Here is a 20,121-nt window from a genome sequence, read left to right as displayed (position 1 = left end):
ACCGATGGCACAAATTTATTTAGCTGGTCCATTTTTTAGCGAGGATCAGATTGCACGGATTGAAAAAGTGGAACAGGCTTTGACGGCCAACCCCACGGTCCGGGACTTTTTTTCTCCCCGTAAGCACCAATCCACCCAGCATCCCCAGTTTACGAAACCCTGGGCCACGGAAATTTACCAGGCCGATATTGAAAATTTGCGCGCAGCGGACGCGGTAGTGGCAATCATTGATTTTACCGAGGACCACGTGGACAGTGGCACGGCCTTTGAAATTGGCTATGCGGTGCAACTGGGGACGCCAGTCATCGTGCTTCATGAAAAGACCGGAACGGTTAACCTCATGATTGGGGAAAGTTTACATGCCTACTTAACAAGTCCAGCGGCCGTGGCTGACTATGACTTTAACACCCTGCCGGCTAACGAATACGATGGTGAATTTATTTAACCAGGCAGACTAGACGCCAGGTAAATGGGGTGGCAAAGGAGAAGCAGATGTCAGAACGAGAAGAACAACTAACGGGGCGCCGCTTTTTAAGCGTGACGCTGTTAAATTCGGCGATTACACTCCTAGAGTTTATCGGAGGGTTGCTGTCGGGCAGTTTGTCGTTACTGTCTGACGCGGCGCATAACCTGGGAGATTCGTTGTCGATCATCTTTAGTTACGGGGCCCACGTGCTGAGTAAGCGGAAGCAAACGCGGGTGAATACCTACGGGTTTAAACGGGCCGAGATTCTGGCAGCGCTGTTTAACTCGCTCTTTCTGGTCCTGCTGTCACTCTTTTTACTGGGAGAGGCCGTTAGTCGGCTTTGGCACCCGGCGCCCGTTGAAAGTGGCGTGATGATTTGGGTGGCGGTAATTAGTGCCGCCGCGAACCTCCTGTCAACCGTGCTCCTAAACCGGGGTGCGCAGCATAATTTAAACCTGAAGGCGACCTACCTTCATTTGTTAAGCGACGCGCTAGCCTCGTTAGGGATTATTGTTGGGGGAGGTCTGATTCTCTGGACCGGCTGGACCTTCATTGATCCCCTGATTACGATGATTGTGGCGGTTTACATTATGCTGGAAAGCTTGCCGGTCATCAAAAAGACGGTGTCAATTTTAATGGAGTGTGCGCCGCACTTGGATTACGCTGCGATTAACCGCGACTTACTGGCAATTCCGGGCGTGAAGAAGGTCCACCACGTGCACGCCTTGATGGTCGATGAAAATAGCATCGTGTTTTCGGCCCACGTGAACATGGACAACATGGAACTAAACGAGGTGCAACAGCTTTATGCCCAAATTAATCGGGTTTTAAAGGATCGGTACCAGATTGATCACGTGACCATTCAACCAGAAACGACGCAGGGGGCCGATGAAGCCTTCTTTTATGACCGTGATTACGATATTTAGACGAAAAAAAAGCAATCTCAGTAGAGATTGCTTTTTTGGTACGTACTTATAAAGTAGCGAAGGGATCGAGCTTCGTCGTTTCAGCGACATACCATTCGCGCCAGTCCGTGGTGGGGTTCCCATTCGCGAAAAAGGTTTGGGGAAGTTGACTTAGTAACGTTTTATAGTCTTCGTGATTAAATTTGGCTGAAAACGCGCAAATTTCTGCCGGCACCTGGTTGCTAACGTCCATGATGGTGCGGTTGATGTCCGCGATGACGTGATTAAAGTCAAATGAAGCCATGACATCGAGTTCTTCGTTGTTTAAGAGGGAAACGTAAAAGGGAACAAAATCGGTAATGGCCTTTTCCTGTGCGGTTGCATTTAACTCTGAAAATGATTGATTATCACTCATGCTAATCCTCCTGTGCGGTTGTGCCCAAATGTTATATTGTTCATTATAACGATAACGAGGAAATCCGTAAAATCATTTTTCCAGTTTGGTTTTAAAACGCGGCAAAATATAGTAGGCTGGTAAGTACAGCAATTGGAACGAAGGTGGTGCTTACGGTGCGCAAACAGGAACGCAAAAAAACGCAATCATATAAAAATAAGGTCGTCCAGACGTGTCTGCTCGCGGGCAAAATTTTGATTGAAAACGGATCCGAACTGAATCGGGTTTCAGATACGATTAAACGAATTGCCATGAACGCGGGTTTAGATGATTTAAACGCCTACGTGACGATTACCGGACTCATGATTTCCGCGAACGACGAGGCCGGAGCGCAGATTAAGGAAATTGAGCAACGCAACTTTGATTTACGCCGGATTGCCGCCGTTAACAAACTATCGCGGCGGTTTGCCGAACACAAGTTGACGATTTTTCAGTTTTACCGCCTGTTGCTCAAGGTGGAACACATTGGCCTCTATTATCCCTTCTGGTTGTTGATGGTGGCGGCCGCGGTCTTATCCGGAGCGATTACCGTGGTCTTTAACAACGATCTTCCGGATTTCTTCATTACCAGTCTGGTGGGGATGTTTGGCTGGCTGATTTTTCGCGAGCTCAGCCTGCGTGTGCAGGCTAGTTTCATCAGTGAGTTTGTGTCAGCGATGGCGATCGGGGCGATGGCCATTTACGCGGTCCGGCTCGGCCTCGGACAGAGTACCGATAACATCATCATTGGAGCCGTCATGCCCCTCGTTCCAGGGGTCCCGATTACGAATGCCGTCCGGGACTTAATCTCTGGGAATCTGATTAGTGGTCCAGCGCGGGGCGTGGAGGCGCTGATTTGTGCCTGTGCCCTCGGGTTTGGGGTCTCGCTCGCATTGATTTGGTTAGGATAGGTGAAGCAAAATGTTACATTTAGTGATTGTCATCGTGGGCGTCTATGCGGCCACGTTAGGCTTTGCCCTGTTAATTAACGTTTCACCCAAGGCACTAAACCTTGGGGGCGTCGTGGCGGTGGCGGGTTACCTCGTGTATTTGGCGTACTTTACCTACATCGGTGGGTACGTGGGTGCTAACGTCGTGGGAGCCTTTTCGATTGGGATCTTTGGGATGATTGCGGCGCGTTATAAAAAAATGCCGGTGATTGTCTTTAATACGCCGGCCTTAGTCCCGCTGGTGCCCGGGGGACAAGCCTACCAGGTTATGAAGTACGTGGCGTTAAACCAACCACACATGGCGTTTTTCTACCTGACCCAGGTCGTCATGATTGCCGGCTCGATTGCGATGGGCTTTTTACTAGCAGAGTTGTTTATTCAACTGTTTTACTACATGAAGCGACGCTTCAATCAAAAACGGAGTCCCTCATAGGGGACTCCGTTTTTTGGTTGGTTAAAGTTGAAATTCGATGCCAAGGACAAAGCTGGTTAAGAGAATCAGCAGGACCAGGCTGGTGATGATGACGTAGAGACGATCGTGTTCCCGGTAAAAGGAGTAGATTGAGACGACGACCCGTAACACGGGCGTGAGAATCAGGGCAAAGATTCCGACCATCATGATGGCGTACGGTTTACCAGCTATCAAGCCCTGGAGGAGTTGATGGAAGTTTTGTACGTGGTAGTTAGAAGCCACTCCCAAGCTGCCGTCCACGAGGTAGAAGAGCAGTCCCACGATCATAATGGCGGCTGCCACAATTACCCCCCACCGGAGGATGGTTCCAATCGTCATTTCCACCCGGTGCATTTCCTGGGTTTCGTTTTTTGCTTCTGGTTTCATTAGATTGACACCCCAAATCCTTTTAGAATCATTTGTAAGCCAAGGTACAAGAGGATCGGAATAAAGATGATCCGCATGAGCCGGGTCGGCATGATTTGCATAATCCGGGAACCAAGCGCTGCCCCCACAATAATCCCAAGGGCCATTGGGACGGCAATCTGGGGCAGAATGGAACCGTTAAAGAAGTAGATTGTAGCACTGGCAGCTGCCGTAACCCCCATCATGAGGTTACTGGTCGAACTCGATGGTTTGAGCGGCATCTTCATGAAGGTATCCATGGCAATGACCTTGAACGCCCCGGAACCAATTCCGAGCAATCCGCTAGCGACGCCGGCTCCAAACATGATGCCAAATCCGGTCGGCACGTTGGTAACTCCATAGTCGATTTCTTTGTGGAGGTTCTTGTCGTAGTAAGAACCGTTGAGCCGCAGGTCCTGGGCCAGTTTGTCATCCTGGTGGGTAATTTGGTCACTGTTTTTTCCCCACAGCTTTTTAACCATGTTCGCACCGGAAAAGAACAGAAGCAGGCCAAACAAGAGGTAGAGGAACACGGGATTTAAGATTCCAGTCAAGAGGGCGCCGACGATGGCGCCGACGGAGGTCGCAATCTCTAAAAACATGGCCACCCGTAAGTTTAAGACGTTATCACGGAGGTAGGCAATCGTCGCTCCCGAACTGGTCGCGATGACGGCAATCAGGCTCGCGCCAATCGCGTATTTAATGTCTAATCCCATTCCAAGCGTCAGTACGGGGGTGATAATCATTCCTCCACCAATCCCGAGAATAGCCCCGAGGATGCCGACCAAGACGCCGACAGCTAGCATTAGTAAAATACTATTTAGCATGATGATTCTCCTTTAAGTGAAATATAGTTTATTGTAACGCACTTCACAGTTAGACGCAGATTAGAACGGTTCGGGGCGTGGTTTAACCACGAGAATATGCTATACTAAGCGTATTGACTGAATCTGGAGGTAAGAGAAAGACATGATAATTAAAAAGGACCCAAGTCGCCCGTATAAATTAGTGATTGCGACCCTCCTGACGATTATAATCGCCGTGGCCGTTAAAACTAATTCCGGGTTCGTTAACTTTTTGGATACGTTAGTAATCGGTGGGGTGCAACATTGGGACTCGAACTTTATGACCAGTTTGTTTACCATTGTTAGCTTCCTCGCGAGTCCCAAGATGGACGTCATCTGGATGATTCTGTTAGCCTTCATCCTGTGGGGCGGTCGGGATAAAATTCCCGCCGTGTTTGCCATCTGCTTACTGGTCGGGGGCGATGCCCTCGGGTTTGTGGTGAAGCACTTAGTGGCCCGGGATCGGCCGCCGATGCACCTGATGAAGGATACGGGCTACAGTTTCCCGAGTGGGCACGTGCTCGGGACGGTGCTAGTGCTAAGCATCATTTGGATCGTGTTGGTTCCAATGCTGAATGACCGGACGAGTATGTGGATTGTGCGGATGATGCTAATCATCTGGTTGATTCTGGTAATGCTGTCCCGGATTTACCTAAACGCTCACTTTCCTAGTGACGTAGTGGGTGCGGTAACCTTGGCCTATGCCTGGCTGCAAGTGGCCGAATACCTCTACGTGCGGTATGCGCCACGGCTTGCGACCATTAAAGGCTTTCAAAATAGTAACTATTAAAAAAGCTCCCCACGGGGAGCTTTTTTTTATGGCAACTGATCCCGTTGGGAGACCACGTAATCTAAAAAGTGTTGGCTGGCCACGGACAGACTAGCATGATTCTGGTAGGCAATCTCGATTGCTTGGGCAATTGCTGGCTCAGTGGCCGCCGCGTGGATGTGAAAGTCGGAATTACCCACCATTAGTTCAGAGACCAGGCTCACCCCAAGCCCCGCCTCCACCATGGCTAGAACGGTATAGTCGTCTTGAATTTGGTCCTTAATGTTGGGGTTGATTTCCAAGGATGCAAACGCCGCACGGACGTCACTGTGAGTGCCCTCGGGGATCAAAATCAGGTTGTTCGACTGGGCCTTTAAAGCGGCGAGGGAAACGACGGACTGACCAGCCAACGGATGGTCGGTGGGCATCACCGCCAACAAGCGCTCCCGCTTGAGCGGCACGGTGGTCAGGCCCTTGGTTCGGGTGTGCTTTAAAAACCCAATGTCCACTTTACCACTATCAACGTCCGCGCGGATTTCGTCATAATCACCCTGAAAGAGGGTGAAGTGGACGTGCGGGTGTTGTTGTTCAAAGCCCTTGATTAAGCCCGGTAACCAGTAGCGCGAGATACTATTGCTCGCGCCAATCCGTACCGTTCCGGTTTCCAGACCGGTGATTTGCTGGGCGAGGTGTTGGGCATCCGTGTACTGACGTAACAGGCGTTGAAACTCGGGATAAAGTTTATCGCCTGCGGGAGTCAAGCTGATGCCTCGGCGGGAACGTTTAAGCAGTTGTACGTTAAACTCGGCTTCCAGCCCGGCCACGGTTTGGCTAATGGACGACTGGGTATACCCAAGTTCGTGAGCCGCCTTGGTAAAGCTCCCGGTTTCAATGATTTTTTGGAACACGACAAAGCGATTCATTACATCAGTTCTCCTAATGTTTAAATTAAAAAGATTAATTTTACTTATCTAAGTCTAGTGGGTAAGATAAAAGACGTCAATGAAATTGGCTCGGCGTAGTCCGAGCACGAAAGGGAGACGCTTATGTTTAAACGCATTTTTCAACGAGAATCAGTCGCTAACTACCTCAAGGCGGATGCCCGCTTAAGTCGGACGTTAACCGCGTGGGACTTGGTGGCCCTCGGAATCGGGGCGGTGATTGGAACCGGGATCTTCATTCTGCCCGGTCACGAAGCTGCCCAGCACGCTGGTCCTGCGGTGGCGGTGGCCTTCTTACTAGCGGCCTTACTATCGGGGGTCGTTGGGATGGCCTATGCGGAATTTTCGTCCGCGATGCCAATTGCTGGGTCCGCCTACTCGTTTGGAACGGTGATCTACGGAGAAATTGTCGGTTGGCTGATTGGCTGGGCCTTGATTCTGGAGTATTTCTTAGCCGTTTCTGCCGAAGCCACCGGATTTGCGGCCTACTTTAACAATAACCTGTTAGCTCCGGTCGGCATTAAGTTACCGGCGGCGTTGCAAGCAGGCCCGCTAGAAGGCGGAGTAGTCAACCTGACGGCGGTCCTGATTATCGTCGTCATCGCGCTCATCATCGTGAAGGGAGCGGACCTGTCGAAAAAGGTGGAAAACACTGCCGTGCTTGTTAAAATTGCGATTATCATTATTTTCATCGGAATCGGCATTTTTTACATTAAATCCAGCAACTACGTTCCCTTCTACCCGAAGCAATTCCACGGGGCGCCCTTTGGCCTCGGTGGAATTTCAACTGCAGCGGCCACGGTCTTCTTCGCCTTTATCGGGTTTGATGCGCTGGCAGCTAATTCCGCAGAAACCATTGATCCAAAGCGGAACGTGGTCCGGGGGATCCTGGGCACGGTTCTAATTGCCGTTGTTTTGTACGTGGCGTTCTCATTGGTCTTGGTTGGAATGGTGCACTACACCAAACTTAACGTTGATGATCCCGCTGCCTATGCCCTTCACTTGGTTCACCTCGATGGGTGGAACAAGCTGATTACCATTGGGGCGCTGTTTGGAATCTTCACCGCTATGGTGACGATGTTCTTTGGGGGTTCCCGGTTGGTCTACGCGCTTGGTCGGGACGGCTTGTTGTCGAAAAAGATGGGACAGGTTCATGCCCAGTCGAAGGTCCCCAGAAACGCAGTCTTGGTGGCCTTGCTCGTTCAGGCCTTCTTTGCGGGCGTGGTTCCGCTTGCCCAACTGGCTTCGCTGATTAACGCGGGGACCCTGCTGGCGTTTGCCTGCATTTCCTTTGGTATTATTCCTCTGCGGCACCGCCGAGACATTCCAAACGATGGGTTTAAAATGCCTTGGTACCCAGTCCTACCTATTTTGGCCGGTTTGTGTAGCATTTACTTCATCGTGATGCTGCCCACCACCACCAAGGTTGCAGTGGGGATTTGGCTTGCAATCGGGTTGGTAGTGTACTTTAGTTACGGCCTGTGGCACTCCAAGTTGCAACACCGTAACGCAACAGACTAAAAAAAACAGGATGGACTTAGCCATCCTGTTTTTTTAGTCGTCAATCAGTTGGGCGCCGAGCGCGGTTTGAAAGTGTTGTAGGGCAAAGGTTTGGTTTTCAGGCGAAAAACCCGCGGTAGCGCGCGGATGGATTACCAGTTGATAACCCAGGTTATAGGCGCTTACTGCCGTATGCAACAGGCAGATGTCGGTGGCAACGCCCGTGAGATGAAGTTCCGTGATGCCCCGGGCCCGGAGTTGAAGGTCAAGATCCGTGCCGGCAAAAGCGCTGTACCGGGTCTTTGCCATCTCCCACACCGTGGGGTCAGCACGGTGGGCCTCGTACCAGGGTTGGAGTTCACCGTAAAACTGCCGTCCCCAACTGCCGGCGAGGTTGTGTGGTGGAAAGAGCTTGCTTTCTGGGTGGTAGGGATCGTGAGCGTGGTGTAAATCAGTGGGCAAGATGACCACCTGGCCGGTTTCCCAGAAGCGTTGCGCGAGGTTGATGATGGCTGGCTCGGCAGCCTGGGCTGGTTCTCCGAGCGTCAGGGCGCCCTCGGGTGCGACAAAGTCGTTGGTATAGTCGATAATTAGTAAAGCGGCGGGTTGATTAGGCTGAGACATGAACAGGACTCCTTTCTAAGTTCCTCGTTTTCCTTAGTATAGCAAAGCCGGGGACTGATGGGGTGATTTGCATTTTAATTGAGAAACCCCTATACTATGAAAGAATTGCATAATTGAAAATCTAATATTTGAAATCTAAAAAGAGGAGCAATTTTCATTAGTAACCCGGCGGAGGGCACCAGCCCAGTGAACCCGGGGGAAAGGGAACGTTGCCGAAATCGGATGGTTGGTACCCACCTGGTTGGGACTTGGTTCAACAAATCAAGGACTGTCGCACTTGCATGCGGAGCGCTTTAGCAGACGGAATACGAATGGCAAAGTGGGGACTCTTCTGGATTAAGAAGGGTCTTTTTTTAGGTTTTAGTAGCTTTAAAAATACAGGAGGAACGAAGATGGAAGCAGAAAAGGGAACCCAACACGTTAAGCGGGGCTTAAAGTCGCGGCACGTGTCAATGATCGCCCTCGGTGGGTGTATTGGAACGGGACTGTTTGTAGCAAGTGGAGGAGCCATTAGTAAGGCCGGTCCCGGTGGTGCGCTCGTAGCGTACGTGTTAATGGGCATCATGGTCTACTTTTTGATGACGAGTTTGGGTGAGATGGCAACGAACCTGCCGGTCTCCGGTTCATTTTCAACTTATGCCGCGAAGTACGTGGATCCGGCGTTAGGATTCGCCATGGGGTGGAACTACTGGTTTAACTGGGCGATCACCGTGGCCGTTGATGTGTCAACGGTTTCCTTGGTGATGGCGTTCTGGTTCCCCCATTTTCCCGCGTGGATTTGGAGTGCCGCGGCGCTGATCTTGATTTTTGTGATTAACGCGCTGGCTGTGTCGGCCTTTGGAGAAACCGAGTTTTGGATGTCACTAATCAAGGTAATTACGATCATCATCTTCTTAATCGTCGGTTTTTTAACGATCGTTGGGATTATGGGTGGTCATGCCACCGGCTTAAGTAACTTTACCTATAAACAGGCACCGTTTGTCCACGGGATTCCAGGGATTATTAGCGTCTTCGTTGTTGCTGGATTTTCGTTTCAAGGAACCGAGTTAGTCGGGATTACCGCTGGAGAAGCTGACGATCCGCAAAAGAGTGTGCCCAAGGCGATTCATGAGGTATTCTGGCGGATTATTCTGTTCTACTTTTTGGCAATCTTTGTGATTGCCGCGGTGATTCCCTACACGAGCCCAGATTTACTGGGATCATCCGCTAGTGACGTCTCGATTAGTCCCTTTACAATTGTCTTTGAACGGGCTGGGTTAGCTGCGGCGGCCAGCGTGATGAATGCGGTCATTTTAACGTCCGTAATTTCCTCGGCCAACTCCGGGATGTATGCGTCAACGCGGATGCTCTATTCCATGGCCGATGAAGGGTATGCCCCGAAGTTCTTTGGCAAGATTAGTAAGAACGGGATTCCGTTCCTCGCCCTCTTAGCCACCACGGTTGTGGCCTTACTGACCTTCTTAACCAGCTTTGTTGGTCCGCAAATTTACCTCTGGCTTGTAGCGGCCTCGGGATTAACCGGCTTTATTGCTTGGTTTGGGATTGCTTTATCCCACTACCGGTTCCGGCGGGCGTTCATTAAGCAGGGGCATCATTTGGATGAACTCAAGTACCACGCCACCTGGTTCCCCTTTGGTCCGGTGTTATGCTTGATTCTATGTATCGTGGTGATTTTTGGTCAAGACATTGGGGCCTTTGCACAGGGCAAGTGGTTTGAAATTGCGGTAACCTACATCAGTGTGCCGCTCGTCTTAATCTTGTTCTTTGGTTACAAGTTGATTCACCACACGCATTTGATTCCGCTTGATCAGGTGGACGTGTCTCCCGCTAATTTAGATGACGAACAGCAGTCGCACAATTAATGCTAAAATGAAAGCTAGGTAGAAACCAGTTTCAGGGGAGGAATCCACATGATCGTTTTATCAGGCCCCATTGGGGCGGGGAAAACCTCGTTAACCACCTTACTCGCAGAGCACCTGAATGCCCCGGCGTTTTACGAGTCGGTCGATGATAACGAGATTTTACCGTTGTTTTACAAAGATCCACAAAAATACGCCTTTTTACTGCAAATTTATTTTTTGAACAAGCGGTTAGCGGCGATTAAAGAAGCGAACGCCAACCGTTACAGTGTCATGGACCGCTCGTTGTTTGAAGATTCGCTGTTATTTCATTTAAACGCCGATCTCGGGCGTTCAACGGCAACGGAAGTGGACACCTACGATTCGTTGTTGCAAAACATGTTAGAACCCGTTGGGCCCGCTGACTACCAAAAGCTCCCCGATTTATTGATCTACTTACACGTTTCCTTTGACACGATGCTGAAGCGGATTAAGAAGCGCGGTCGCAGTTACGAGCAGCTTGATCACGATGCGAGCCTCTACGATTACTACCGGGAGTTAAACGAACGGTATGATACCTGGTTTGCCCAGTACGATCTCTCACCAAAGTTGGAAATTGATGGCGACCAGCTCGAGTTTGTGGAGGATCCCGCGGCGCGTGACCAGATTTTTGCCCTGGTGGATGCAAAAATTAACCAAATCTTTGCCTAGATATTGTATAATGAAGAAAACACAAACTAATGGTGTAGTTTAAGTAGAACCACAGAGAGGTGACGGGTGGTGTGAGTCATCGTTCGAAATTCCGCTACGCTTCAGGGCAGTTAATCCTGCACGGTGATTCCGTTACCAATCCCAATGAGTGTCTGACGTAGTCAGGAACTTGGGTGGTACCGCGAACAAAGACCTTCGTCCCAATTTAGGGCGGGGGTCTTTTTGCGTAAATACAGCTAATTATAGGAGGTAGTAACATGATTGACATTAAGTTAGTGCGGCAAAAACCTGATTGGTTCAAGGAAAAAATGGCCACCCGGGGCGTGAGCGCGGAAACGGTGGACCACCTCTTGGAACTAGATCAGCGGCGCCGAGAGTTGATCGTTAAAACAGAGCAACTAAAGGCCGAACGGAATTCGGTTTCAGACCAAATTTCCCAGTTAAAACGGCAAAAAGCGGATGCTGAGGCACCAATTCAACGGATGCGCGAGGTGGGGAAAGAGATTAAACAGCTGGACCAGAATCTCGAACAAGTCGAACAAGCAGAACAGGATGTTGCAGCACACCTGCCCAACATTCCTAACGATCAGGTGCCCGTGAGTCTGACGGAAGAAGGCTCCGTGGAACTGCGGAAGGTGGGTACGCCCCGCCAGTTTACGTTTCAACCGCAATCTCACTGGGAAATTGGGGAACACCTAGACATCTTGGACTTTCAACGTAGTGCCAAGGTGGCTGGAAGTCGGTTTGTCTACTATTTAGGAGCCGGCGCTATGTTAGAGCGGGCCGTCTACAATTTCTACCTCGATGAAAATGACCGCGCGGGCTACACGGAAGTCTTGCCTCCGTACATGGTCAACTCAGCTTCAATGTACGGCACGGGGCAATTTCCGAAGTTCTTGGAAACGAAAGCCGGCTTTGAAATCGCTGATAGTGACCTCACCATGATCCCGACGGCTGAAGTTCCGTTAGTAAACTTTTACCGGGATGAAGTAATCCCAGCTGAGAAGCTCCCGGTGAAGTTTACCGCCTTAACGCCGGCCTTTCGGTCAGAAGCCGGTAGTGCCGGTCGTGATACCAAGGGCTTAATCCGGCTCCACCAGTTTAACAAGGTTGAGATGGTGCAATTTACGAAGCCAGAGGATTCTTGGGCAGCGCTCGAAAACATTACGCACCAGGCGGAAAGTTCCTTGGAAAAGCTGGGCTTGCCGTACCACGTGATTACCCTAACCTCGAGTGACATGAGCTTTACGGCTGCCATGACCCACGATATTGAGGTTTGGATGCCATCGCAGGACTGTTACCGAGAGATCTCCAGTTGTTCGAATACAACTGACTTTCAGGCGCGTCGGGCCCACATTCAGTACCGGGATGAGAACGGGAAACTGCAGTACGTCCACACGTTAAACGGTTCGGGACTAGCCGTGGGACGGACCGTGGCTGCCATTTTGGAAAACTACCAAAACGAAGATGGCTCGGTGAACATTCCGGAAGCCCTGCAACCATACATGCACGGGATGCAAAAAATCACCAAACAACAATTATTCTAAGATCAAAGAGCGACGGACGCGTCGCTCTTTTTTCGTGGTTAAAATTCGTGATTTCATCAATTTATAGCTATATAAAAGTAAGTTATCGGTTTAAATTAGTAAAATACGAACTATTTACCCAATTTAAGTTGTAATTGTTAATTTAATTGTGGTAAAATAAAGCCATTCTTAGTTGAGGAGGAACGCAATGAAGGTCAAGAAGTTACTAAAGGTGGGTTGCTTAGCGCTGGTCCTGCTCGTAATCGGGGGCGGGTTGAGCGGATGTAAGCACCACTCGCGGGCGGAAAACTACCAACCCAAGCGACTAGTGGTGGAATTTAATCCGTCTTCAAACGCCGGCAAGATGGAAGCCCGGGCGAAACCCCTGGAAAAAATGCTGGAGCAACAACTGCACATTCCGGTGAAGGTGGTCGTGGCGACCAGCGGGAGTTCAATGGTCGAAGCACTGGGATCTAAGACGGCGGACGTGGCCTTCTTGTCACCCACGGCCTACGTACTGGGGCACGCTAACTACGGGGTGAAAGCCATCTTACAAGCAACGCGGTATCGGTATGGCTCAGATGCCACGGAAGACATTACGAACGTGCCGACGAACACCTACCGGGGCGAAATTGTGGTGAAAAAGAACGGTAAGGTGAAAAAGCTGAGTGATCTAAAGGGAAAGAAGATTGCCATCCAGGACACGACATCAACTGCTGGTTATATTTTCCCGGCCGTGGAATTAGCCGACCGCGGGATTAACATCCACAAAAACGGGATTAAGACCTTCACCGTGAAGGGAGCAGACCAAGGGGTGTTATCCGTGTATAACGGAAATGCCGATGCGGCCTTTGTGTTCCAAGGAGCGCGGAAAATTGCGGCCAAGGATGATCCCAACGTCATGAAGGACACGGCGGTTTTGTATAAAACCCAGCCCATCCCGAACGATACCATTTCGGTGCGCCGGGATATGAGTCCGAAGTGGGACAAGAAAATTGCCCGGGCCTTTCAAACGATTGCGAAGTCCAAAAAGGGGCACCGGATCATCTATGAACTTTATAGTCACCAGGGGTATGTGCCGGTTCAGGATCATGAATTTGACAGTGTGCGGACCAACTTGAAAAAAGTCGGCCGGTTAGACGAGTAAGGGGAGACAGACTAGTGACGGAAAAAACGGTATTGGAATTAAAACACGTTAACAAGGTCTATCCAAGTGGCGTTGTGGGCCTCGATGACATTAACTTTACGGTGCACGAAGGGGAGTTTGTAGCCGTCGTGGGACTATCGGGAGCGGGGAAAAGTACCCTGTTCAATTCGATTAACCGCATGATTGACGTTACTGACGGTCAGGTGCTGGTGGACGGCGAAGACATTACCAAGGTTCACGGAAAAGAACTCCGGCGGATGCGGCGTAAAATCGGGATGATCTTTCAAAATTTCAACCTCGTGGAACGAACGACCGTGCAAAAAAACGTGTTAGCCGGACGGACGGGTTACTATCCGACCTGGAAAACGTTATTAGGGTTGTACTCAAAGGCGGATCAGCAGCAAGCTGTCGCCCAACTCGACAAGGTGAACATGGTGAAGAAACTGTACCGCCGGGCCGACCAGTTGTCCGGGGGGCAGAAGCAACGGGTTGCGATTGCCCGAACGCTCATGCAGGATCCCACCTTGGTGTTAGCGGACGAACCGGTGGCATCGCTGGACCCCAAGACGAGTAAGGGGGTCATGGACGACCTCTATAACCTGAAAAAGTACGAGCGGATTACGGTCCTGGTTAACCTGCACTCCATGGCACTGGCGTTGAAGTATGCCGACCGGATCATTGGGCTTCGGGACGGCAAGGTGGTCTACAACAAGCCAATTGCGGAAGCCAACGAAGCCGAGCTCCGCGATGTTTACGAACACGGGAGGGATGACTAATGAAACAGGGACAGGTACCCGAACAACCACTGAGACAACGTTTCCACGTGGTGGGAATCACGGTGACCGTAGTTCTGCTGGTCTTAATTTACTATTCAGCCCTAATTACGGGGGTTGATGTGAACGCCTTCTTTGAAAATGCCGACCAGTTCGGCGTGGTGTTAAGCCAGATGAAACATCCGGATTGGCCCTATCTAACGAAGATCATGGGCACGCTTGCCCAAACGTTGCAAATGGCGATTCTCGGGACAACGATTGGGGCCATTGTGGCGGTTCCCTTTGCCTTTCTGGCCGCCCGCAACATCGTGAAAAATCGGGTGGGGCGGTTGGTGATCCGGTTGATCTTAGCGCTAATCAGAACCCTGCCAACCCTGTTGCTAGCCGCGCTGTTCGTGGCCATCTTTGGAATTGGGCCGATGACCGGGGTGATTACGCTCGCCTTTTTCTCCTTCGGGATGATTGCCAAGTTATTTTATGACGTGTTAGAAACAATTGATTTAGGTCCGGTGCGGGCGTTACGCGCCACCGGTGCGACCATGCTCCAAACGATTCGGGTGGCGATTTTACCCCAAATCGCGGGGCAGTTTATGAGTTACTTCCTCTATACCCTCGAGATTAACGTGCGGTCCTCAACCGTTTTGGGGTACCTCGGCGCCGGGGGGATTGGATTATACCTCCAGCAGACGTTGGATCAGTTCGATTATCCCCGGACGGCGGTGATTATTTTGGCCATCTTTGCCGTTGTACTAGTCATTGACGCAATCAGTAATTACGTAAGGAAGCGACTTCAATAATGATGAATAAAACCAAATCAACCTCAACCACCCGCTTGAAATGGGGACTGGTGACCCTAGGAATCATTGCCATCTACTGGTGGTCAATCACCGGAATTCCCTTGACCGGGATCCAGCGCTCCGCGGGGCGGGTAAGTGCCGCCATTTTCAAGGGCATTATCCATCCGGACTGGTCGTATGTGTATAACGGGAGCGGGGAAGACTTAGTATCCCAGCTCGTCATCACGCTGGCAATTGCCTTTTTAGGGACAATCATCTCAGCCCTGTTGAGTGTGCCGTTCGCTTTTTTGGCCGCCCAAACCACCAAGGGCTTTTTCCATCCCCGTTCAACGTTAGGCAAGGTTCTGCTGACGGCAATTCGGGCCTTTCCAGAAGTGGTACTAGCCATCCTGTTCATTAAAATGGTGGGCCCTGGCTCCTTTGCCGGGGTACTGGCCATCGGGGTGCATTCAATCGGGATGTTAGGGAAATTGTTTTCCGAAGCGATCGAAGAAATGGACCGCAGTGCGGAAACGGCCATCATGGCGACCGGCGGAACCAAGCTCCAAACGTTTCGGATTGCCACGTTACCCACGATTTTACCCGCCTTGCTGTCGTATACGCTGTATCGGTTTGAAATCTCCGTGCGATCCGCGTCCATTTTGGGGTTAGTGGGAGCCGGAGGGATTGGAACGCCGTTGTTGTTCGCGTTGCAAACCAGAGATTGGTCGAAGACCGGGATTATCCTGATTGGGATCGTGGTAATGGTAATTGTGATTGATACGGCTTCATCCAGCATTCGAAAACGCTTAGGTTAAAGCAACCAGGGGTCCTCGTGAAGGGCGCCTGGTTTTGTTCGGTTAGGGGAGTTGACTTTTTCCGTTCGCATCGCTCAAAATAAAGAGATTAGGAAGGTGCGACCGGTTGCTGGTCGAAAAGGAGGATGTAAGATGCAAAGTGATATTGAAATTGCCCAGGCAGCCCACCCATGGCCCATTACGAAGGTGGCGGAGGCCGCTGGGTTTCAACCAGAAGAAGTGCTCCCCTATGGACGGCAGAAGGCCAAGATTGAACGGACGACTCCCGTTCAGCCAGACCACTTCGGTAAGTTGGTATTAGTAACGTCGATTAATCCGACTCCGGCGGGAGAAGGAAAGTCGACCGTCGCCGTTGGATTGGCGGATGCGATGCAACAAGCCGGGCACCGGACGATGTTAGCGCTCCGGGAACCATCGTTAGGTCCCGTGATGGGACTAAAGGGTGGGGCCACCGGGGGTGGTTATTCCCAGGTGATCCCGATGGAAGACATTAACCTCCACTTTACGGGTGATTTTCACGCTTTAACCGTGGCCCAAAACACGTTAGTGGCCCTCGTCGATAATAGTATTTATCAGGGAAACCCCTTCCACTTAGATCCCCGCCAAGTCGTGATTAAGCGGGTCCTAGACGTTAACGATCGCTCGTTACGGCACCTGGTGACCGGACTTGGAGGTCGGACGAGTGGAGTTCCACAGGAAGGGAGCTTCGAGATTACGGCTGCCTCGGAAATGATGGCCATTTTAACGTTGGCAACCGATCTTTCCGATTTAAAACGTCGGATTAACCGGATTGTGGTGGGGTATACCTACGACCAGACCCCGGTGACGGTAGCAGAATTGGGGGTCGGGGGCGCGATTGCCACGTTACTTAAGGACGCAATTCTCCCGAACCTCGTGCAAACAATTGCCCACACGCCGGCTTTGATTCACGGTGGGCCCTTTGCAAACATTGCTCAGGGAACCAATTCGATTCAAGCGACCCAGTTAGCGCTCCAACAGGCGGATTATACGGTTACTGAAGCGGGATTTGGGGCCGATCTGGGGGGCGAAAAGTTCCTCGATGTCAAAACACCACTACTCGGAAAGCATCCGGATGCAATCGTGGTTGTTGCTACGGTTCGCGCCCTTAAGATGCACGGGGGCCTTGCGAAGGACCAACTCGATCACGAAGACCTTGCCGCCTTACAACGGGGCTTAGCGAACCTGGGCCGGCATGTCCACAGTATGAAACGCTATGGAGTTCCGGTGGTGGTGGCCGTGAACCGGTTTACCAATGATACGGACGCGGAACTCCAGCTGGTGGTTGATTACGCGCGTCAGCTCGAGGTGCCAGCTTACCCCGCTGACGTGTGGGGCCACGGTGGTGCTGGCGCGCAAGCCCTGGCTGCCGGAGTGGTGGCGGCCACGGAACAACCGGCAGCCTTTACCCCCCTGTATGCTCCTGACGCTGACTTATTAACCAAGTTAAAGCGAATTGTAACTGAAATTTATGGTGGGCAAGGGGTGGAGTTGGCCCCTAAAGCGGTCAAACAACTCCACCAGCTGACCGACCGGGGCTGGGATCGGTTACCAGTGATTGTGGCCAAAACGCAGTACTCGGTTACGGATGATGCGAAACGGTTGGGAGCGCCCACTGATTTTAAAATTCACATTCGGGAGTTTGTTCCGAAGCTTGGAGCGGGCTTTATCGTCGCGATGGCCGGCAACATTTTAACGATGCCAGGCTTACCAAAGCATCCGGCAGCGGAACAAATTAAGATTACGGATGATGGAACGATTCAGGGCTTGTTTTAGCCGTTGCTCCCTGAACCCTTGATAATATAAAAAAAGCAACTCTCGAAGTGAGAGTTGCTTTTTCTATGCTTGTTCCGGGAGGGTTAGGGTTCCGGTGTTAGGCTTTAAAGTGTAGGTAATCTTTTGGTTACTCCGAGTTGTCATCGCAAAGTCCGTGGCGTAGAGCACTACTGCCAACTGACGGCCCTGGGGCAGGTGGTAGTACACCGGTTGAAAGTCTAAAGTTAACCGATAAAACTGGCCTGGTTCTAGGGGATCGGTCATGGACGGACTCGTTCGATTTTGTAAGTTGAGGTGAACCCGGGAGATGGTTTTGTGGTCACTGGGCGTCTGTTCTAGCTGGAACTCCCGGACGTCATCTTGATACCACTGATATCCAAGGGGGAGTCCTCGGGGAGCGGAAACGGTAGGCGTTGGCTGGAGCCGGTTGGCACTTCCGACGTCAACCAGCTGGGCACTAATCATGCCCACCGGGTGGTCGCTACTAACGGCAAGCGTGAGGCGCACCGTTCCGTTAATGGTTAGATCGTGATCAAACTCAAGGTGGGCAACCGTTCGTTGGTCGGCAAGGGTCGGATCTGCTAGGGTGGTGAGGTGCGTTTCCCACTGCTGGGGGTGCTGACAGTAAGCAGCAAAGTGCTTTTCCGGATAGGCCTGCGTCCACTGAGAGTGGTTAAAGTGGAGCTCGTGGTCCCTGGAATCGGCACTGAACCAGTTTGGTTGGGCGTGCCAGGTTTCTGGAGTTACGTTGTCCTGGACGATTACCGCTGGCAGTACCGCATCGACATGGTTATTTATGGCGACGAGCTTGTTACTTAACCAGAGGTTGACTAAGTCAGAATAGTCAAAGGACGGAAAGGCGTTTAGGTACATGTGTTGGCCCTGGTGAAGGATCAGCTTTTTACTGATCGGGAGGTGCTGGATGTCCTGCCAAAACTGCCCGGCGTTCTTAAGCTTGACGTTCCAGTCGTTGAGCCCGTGGACCAGTAACACGTCGGCGCGGACCTGATCGTCCTGGTTTCGGTAGTTTCGGTCGTCCCAAAACTGGTTATAATTGCCAGTGGCGCGGGCTTGACCCGCCTGCAGGGCTTGCAGTTGGGCGGTAAAAGCCGGTCTAGTTTTTAACTCGTCGCCCGGGCGCAGGCTCCGTGAGAAGGTTTCACCCGCGAGGACGTCGGCATCTTCGCCTTGAAACCCACCGGGGGCGACGACTAACCCGTTTTCGCGGTAGTAGTCGTACCACGAAGAGATGGCGGCTTCTGGGATGATCGTTTTTAACCCGGCGACGCCCGTGGTGGCCGCCGCAATTGCCAGCGTCCCGAGGTACGAACGCCCGGTCATTGCTACTTTTCCACTACACCAGGTTGCGGCAACGGTGATGCCGTCGGTGCGGTTGGTAAAGGCGCGGCGGTCCCCGTGCAGCCATTCGATGACGGCAATTGTGCTGGCCGTCTGGTAGGGATCACCACACGTTTGGAGCCCGTCCGAATCAAGGGTTCCGATTCCCGCCGCGTAGACGCTGGCGAACCCGCGGGGTAACAAAAAGTCGTTGAGGGTGTAACCCGGATGTGGTTCGTGGCTTAGCGTGGCATGCGGGGCCGTGCCGTTGACGGTGTGTGGTGCTCCCGTCGTTAGCGGGGCTGGCTCGGCGGGGACAAAGCGTTCGGCCGGTTTTTCAGTGAGCGGAACGTTAACGTTGTGGGTGAGGTGTTTGCCTAGTGCCTCATTGACCCCTTGATCATAGGGCGAGGCCGTATAGACGGCGGGCACGGGGCCGGAAGCCGTGGGCCGGGTAATCTCCACTTTGAGTAAATCGTTGTGCCCGTCCCCGTCGCTATCAAAGTCCGTTTCCACAAACACCGTTTCATAGTGAAAGTCACGGACGTTGAATACGGCCTGGGCCTTGCCATTAAAGAAGAGCGGCCGGTAGTGGTCAAATTGAGCCTGGGTAAAGTAGCCCTGGGCGGCCAGTTGATCGAGGTAGGTTAATCCGCCGGGAGTATGCGTGGTGAGCAGCTGGTACCAGGCCTGGTGCAGGGTGGCAATGTCCTGAATGGCTGGCAGGGGCGTTAACCCCAACTGCTTCCAACTTACCACTGGGTCGGCCAGGTCAAAATCAGGGCCCGCTTGAAAGCCCAGTAACTGAAGGGCAATCCGCGTGAAGATTTCCGTGGTCAGCGGTTCGTCACTCTGTAAAAAGGTTGGGATGGTCTGGGTCGGGGTAGCGAGCAGTTGGTCCAGTTGCGCGGTGAGCGCTGCTGCACTAGTCAATTCCCAGTGGACCTGCCGGCAGAAATCGTGCAGGGTTGCTTTCATGGTCGTCGCCGTGGTTGAAAAACCCACCCGGGCTAGTTCCGCTTCGCACTGAGCGGGAGCCACGTTGGTAAGTTGGGCAAATTGATTAATTTTCATAAGGACTCCTTGGGTAAAATGGGGGACGGGTGAACTG

The 20,121-nt window shown here is 51.8% G+C and carries 20 protein-coding genes and 1 riboswitch; of the genes, 14 read left to right on the top strand and 6 right to left on the bottom strand.

Annotated elements, in window-relative coordinates:
- The first annotated feature begins 4 nt into the window (after window positions 1-4).
- A complete protein-coding gene (locus tag M3M35_RS03325; RefSeq protein ID WP_252750572.1) occupies window positions 5-445 on the top strand; it encodes a nucleoside 2-deoxyribosyltransferase in 441 nt (146 codons plus the stop codon).
- A gap of 47 nt (window positions 446-492) precedes the next feature.
- Window positions 493-1,392: a cation diffusion facilitator family transporter gene (locus M3M35_RS03320; protein WP_252750571.1), complete on the top strand. Its 900-nt coding sequence runs from the start codon at window positions 493-495 to the stop codon at window positions 1,390-1,392.
- A gap of 46 nt (window positions 1,393-1,438) precedes the next feature.
- Here M3M35_RS03320 and M3M35_RS03315 read toward each other — a convergent pair whose 3' ends face one another.
- On the bottom strand, window positions 1,439-1,786 hold the full coding sequence (locus tag M3M35_RS03315) for a hypothetical protein (protein WP_252750570.1): 348 nt from the start codon (window positions 1,784-1,786) through the stop codon (window positions 1,439-1,441).
- A gap of 155 nt (window positions 1,787-1,941) precedes the next feature.
- Between M3M35_RS03315 and M3M35_RS03310 the strand changes: the two genes are divergently transcribed.
- Complete coding sequence (locus M3M35_RS03310) at window positions 1,942-2,715, top strand: threonine/serine exporter family protein (protein ID WP_252750569.1); 774 nt, start codon at window positions 1,942-1,944, stop codon at window positions 2,713-2,715.
- Between the two features lie 10 nt (window positions 2,716-2,725).
- Window positions 2,726-3,187 carry a threonine/serine exporter family protein gene (locus M3M35_RS03305; protein ID WP_252750568.1) on the top strand — a complete coding sequence of 154 codons (462 nt, stop codon included), beginning with the start codon at window positions 2,726-2,728 and terminating at the stop codon, window positions 3,185-3,187.
- Between the two features lie 21 nt (window positions 3,188-3,208).
- On the opposite strand, the gene M3M35_RS03300 is transcribed toward M3M35_RS03305, so the two are convergent.
- Window positions 3,209-3,592 carry a DUF1634 domain-containing protein gene (locus M3M35_RS03300; protein WP_252750567.1) on the bottom strand — a complete coding sequence of 128 codons (384 nt, stop codon included), beginning with the start codon at window positions 3,590-3,592 and terminating at the stop codon, window positions 3,209-3,211.
- Window positions 3,592-4,437, bottom strand: a complete 846-nt coding sequence (locus M3M35_RS03295; protein WP_252750566.1) for a sulfite exporter TauE/SafE family protein — start codon at window positions 4,435-4,437, stop codon at window positions 3,592-3,594. Before M3M35_RS03295 ends, M3M35_RS03300 begins: the two co-directional genes overlap by 1 nt.
- 142 nt (window positions 4,438-4,579) lie before the next feature.
- On the opposite strand from M3M35_RS03295, the gene M3M35_RS03290 reads away from it, so the two are divergent.
- The gene (locus M3M35_RS03290) at window positions 4,580-5,245 is read left to right on the top strand and encodes a phosphatase PAP2 family protein (protein WP_252750565.1); all 666 of its coding nucleotides are present in this window, start codon (window positions 4,580-4,582) and stop codon (window positions 5,243-5,245) included.
- 26 nt (window positions 5,246-5,271) lie between these two features.
- Here the strand turns inward: M3M35_RS03290 and M3M35_RS03285 are convergent, their stop codons facing one another.
- A complete protein-coding gene (locus tag M3M35_RS03285; RefSeq protein WP_252750564.1) occupies window positions 5,272-6,147 on the bottom strand; it encodes a LysR family transcriptional regulator in 876 nt (291 codons plus the stop codon).
- 123 nt (window positions 6,148-6,270) lie between these two features.
- Between M3M35_RS03285 and M3M35_RS03280 the strand changes: the two genes are divergently transcribed.
- A complete protein-coding gene (locus tag M3M35_RS03280) occupies window positions 6,271-7,686 on the top strand; it encodes an APC family permease (protein WP_252750563.1) in 1,416 nt (471 codons plus the stop codon).
- Window positions 7,687-7,719: 33 nt separating this feature from the next.
- On the opposite strand, the gene M3M35_RS03275 is transcribed toward M3M35_RS03280, so the two are convergent.
- Complete coding sequence (locus tag M3M35_RS03275; protein WP_252750562.1) at window positions 7,720-8,289, bottom strand: cysteine hydrolase family protein; 570 nt, start codon at window positions 8,287-8,289, stop codon at window positions 7,720-7,722.
- Between the two features lie 132 nt (window positions 8,290-8,421).
- Window positions 8,422-8,591: riboswitch (Lysine riboswitch) on the top strand.
- Between the two features lie 90 nt (window positions 8,592-8,681).
- Here M3M35_RS03275 and M3M35_RS03270 point away from each other — a divergent pair.
- From M3M35_RS03270 to M3M35_RS03235, 8 genes are all read left to right on the top strand, one after another.
- A complete protein-coding gene (locus M3M35_RS03270; protein WP_252750561.1) occupies window positions 8,682-10,151 on the top strand; it encodes an amino acid permease in 1,470 nt (489 codons plus the stop codon).
- Window positions 10,152-10,199: 48 nt separating this feature from the next.
- Entirely contained in the window at window positions 10,200-10,838 is a 639-nt protein-coding gene (locus M3M35_RS03265; protein ID WP_252750560.1) for a deoxynucleoside kinase, read from the top strand.
- Between the two features lie 257 nt (window positions 10,839-11,095).
- Window positions 11,096-12,385 (top strand): serine--tRNA ligase, encoded by a 1,290-nt coding sequence (serS, locus tag M3M35_RS03260; RefSeq protein ID WP_252750559.1) that lies wholly within the window; start codon window positions 11,096-11,098, stop codon window positions 12,383-12,385.
- A gap of 187 nt (window positions 12,386-12,572) precedes the next feature.
- A complete protein-coding gene (locus M3M35_RS03255; protein WP_252750558.1) occupies window positions 12,573-13,511 on the top strand; it encodes a phosphate/phosphite/phosphonate ABC transporter substrate-binding protein in 939 nt (312 codons plus the stop codon).
- A gap of 14 nt (window positions 13,512-13,525) precedes the next feature.
- The gene (gene phnC, locus M3M35_RS03250) at window positions 13,526-14,287 is read left to right on the top strand and encodes a phosphonate ABC transporter ATP-binding protein (RefSeq protein WP_252750557.1); all 762 of its coding nucleotides are present in this window, start codon (window positions 13,526-13,528) and stop codon (window positions 14,285-14,287) included.
- A complete protein-coding gene (gene phnE / locus M3M35_RS03245; protein ID WP_252750556.1) occupies window positions 14,287-15,081 on the top strand; it encodes a phosphonate ABC transporter, permease protein PhnE in 795 nt (264 codons plus the stop codon). The genes phnC and phnE (M3M35_RS03245) overlap by 1 nt, the downstream gene beginning before the upstream one ends.
- Window positions 15,082-15,083: 2 nt before the next feature.
- A complete protein-coding gene (gene phnE, locus M3M35_RS03240) occupies window positions 15,084-15,878 on the top strand; it encodes a phosphonate ABC transporter, permease protein PhnE (protein WP_252750685.1) in 795 nt (264 codons plus the stop codon).
- Between the two features lie 132 nt (window positions 15,879-16,010).
- Window positions 16,011-17,672, top strand: coding sequence for a formate--tetrahydrofolate ligase (locus tag M3M35_RS03235; protein ID WP_252750555.1), 1,662 nt, complete (start codon window positions 16,011-16,013; stop codon window positions 17,670-17,672).
- 63 nt (window positions 17,673-17,735) lie between these two features.
- Here M3M35_RS03235 and M3M35_RS03230 read toward each other — a convergent pair whose 3' ends face one another.
- A complete protein-coding gene (locus M3M35_RS03230; RefSeq protein ID WP_252750554.1) occupies window positions 17,736-20,084 on the bottom strand; it encodes a Xaa-Pro dipeptidyl-peptidase in 2,349 nt (782 codons plus the stop codon).
- Window positions 20,085-20,121 lie beyond the last annotated feature (37 nt).

The organism is Fructilactobacillus myrtifloralis, from assembly GCF_024029335.1.
Taxonomy (GTDB): Bacteria; Bacillota; Bacilli; order Lactobacillales; family Lactobacillaceae; genus Fructilactobacillus; species Fructilactobacillus myrtifloralis.
This window is presented reverse-complemented; position numbering and strand designations above follow the sequence as displayed.

Excerpts from the sequence above, each read along its gene's own strand:
- M3M35_RS03325 (WP_252750572.1), top strand. The coding sequence starts at position 5 with ATGGCACAAATTTATTTAGCTGGTCCATTTTTTAGCGAGGATCAGATT.
- M3M35_RS03320 (WP_252750571.1), top strand. The coding sequence starts at position 493 with ATGTCAGAACGAGAAGAACAACTAACGGGGCGCCGCTTTTTAAGCGTG.
- M3M35_RS03315 (WP_252750570.1), bottom strand. The coding sequence starts at position 1,786 with ATGAGTGATAATCAATCATTTTCAGAGTTAAATGCAACCGCACAGGAA.
- M3M35_RS03305 (WP_252750568.1), top strand. The coding sequence starts at position 2,726 with ATGTTACATTTAGTGATTGTCATCGTGGGCGTCTATGCGGCCACGTTA.
- M3M35_RS03300 (WP_252750567.1), bottom strand. The coding sequence starts at position 3,592 with ATGAAACCAGAAGCAAAAAACGAAACCCAGGAAATGCACCGGGTGGAA.
- M3M35_RS03295 (WP_252750566.1), bottom strand. The coding sequence starts at position 4,437 with ATGCTAAATAGTATTTTACTAATGCTAGCTGTCGGCGTCTTGGTCGGC.
- M3M35_RS03290 (WP_252750565.1), top strand. The coding sequence starts at position 4,580 with ATGATAATTAAAAAGGACCCAAGTCGCCCGTATAAATTAGTGATTGCG.
- M3M35_RS03285 (WP_252750564.1), bottom strand. The coding sequence starts at position 6,147 with ATGAATCGCTTTGTCGTGTTCCAAAAAATCATTGAAACCGGGAGCTTT.
- M3M35_RS03280 (WP_252750563.1), top strand. The coding sequence starts at position 6,271 with ATGTTTAAACGCATTTTTCAACGAGAATCAGTCGCTAACTACCTCAAG.
- M3M35_RS03275 (WP_252750562.1), bottom strand. The coding sequence starts at position 8,289 with ATGTCTCAGCCTAATCAACCCGCCGCTTTACTAATTATCGACTATACC.
- M3M35_RS03270 (WP_252750561.1), top strand. The coding sequence starts at position 8,682 with ATGGAAGCAGAAAAGGGAACCCAACACGTTAAGCGGGGCTTAAAGTCG.
- M3M35_RS03265 (WP_252750560.1), top strand. The coding sequence starts at position 10,200 with ATGATCGTTTTATCAGGCCCCATTGGGGCGGGGAAAACCTCGTTAACC.
- serS (WP_252750559.1), top strand. The coding sequence starts at position 11,096 with ATGATTGACATTAAGTTAGTGCGGCAAAAACCTGATTGGTTCAAGGAA.
- M3M35_RS03255 (WP_252750558.1), top strand. The coding sequence starts at position 12,573 with ATGAAGGTCAAGAAGTTACTAAAGGTGGGTTGCTTAGCGCTGGTCCTG.
- phnE (WP_252750556.1), top strand. The coding sequence starts at position 14,287 with ATGAAACAGGGACAGGTACCCGAACAACCACTGAGACAACGTTTCCAC.
- phnE (WP_252750685.1), top strand. The coding sequence starts at position 15,084 with ATGAATAAAACCAAATCAACCTCAACCACCCGCTTGAAATGGGGACTG.
- M3M35_RS03235 (WP_252750555.1), top strand. The coding sequence starts at position 16,011 with ATGCAAAGTGATATTGAAATTGCCCAGGCAGCCCACCCATGGCCCATT.
- M3M35_RS03230 (WP_252750554.1), bottom strand. The coding sequence starts at position 20,084 with ATGAAAATTAATCAATTTGCCCAACTTACCAACGTGGCTCCCGCTCAG.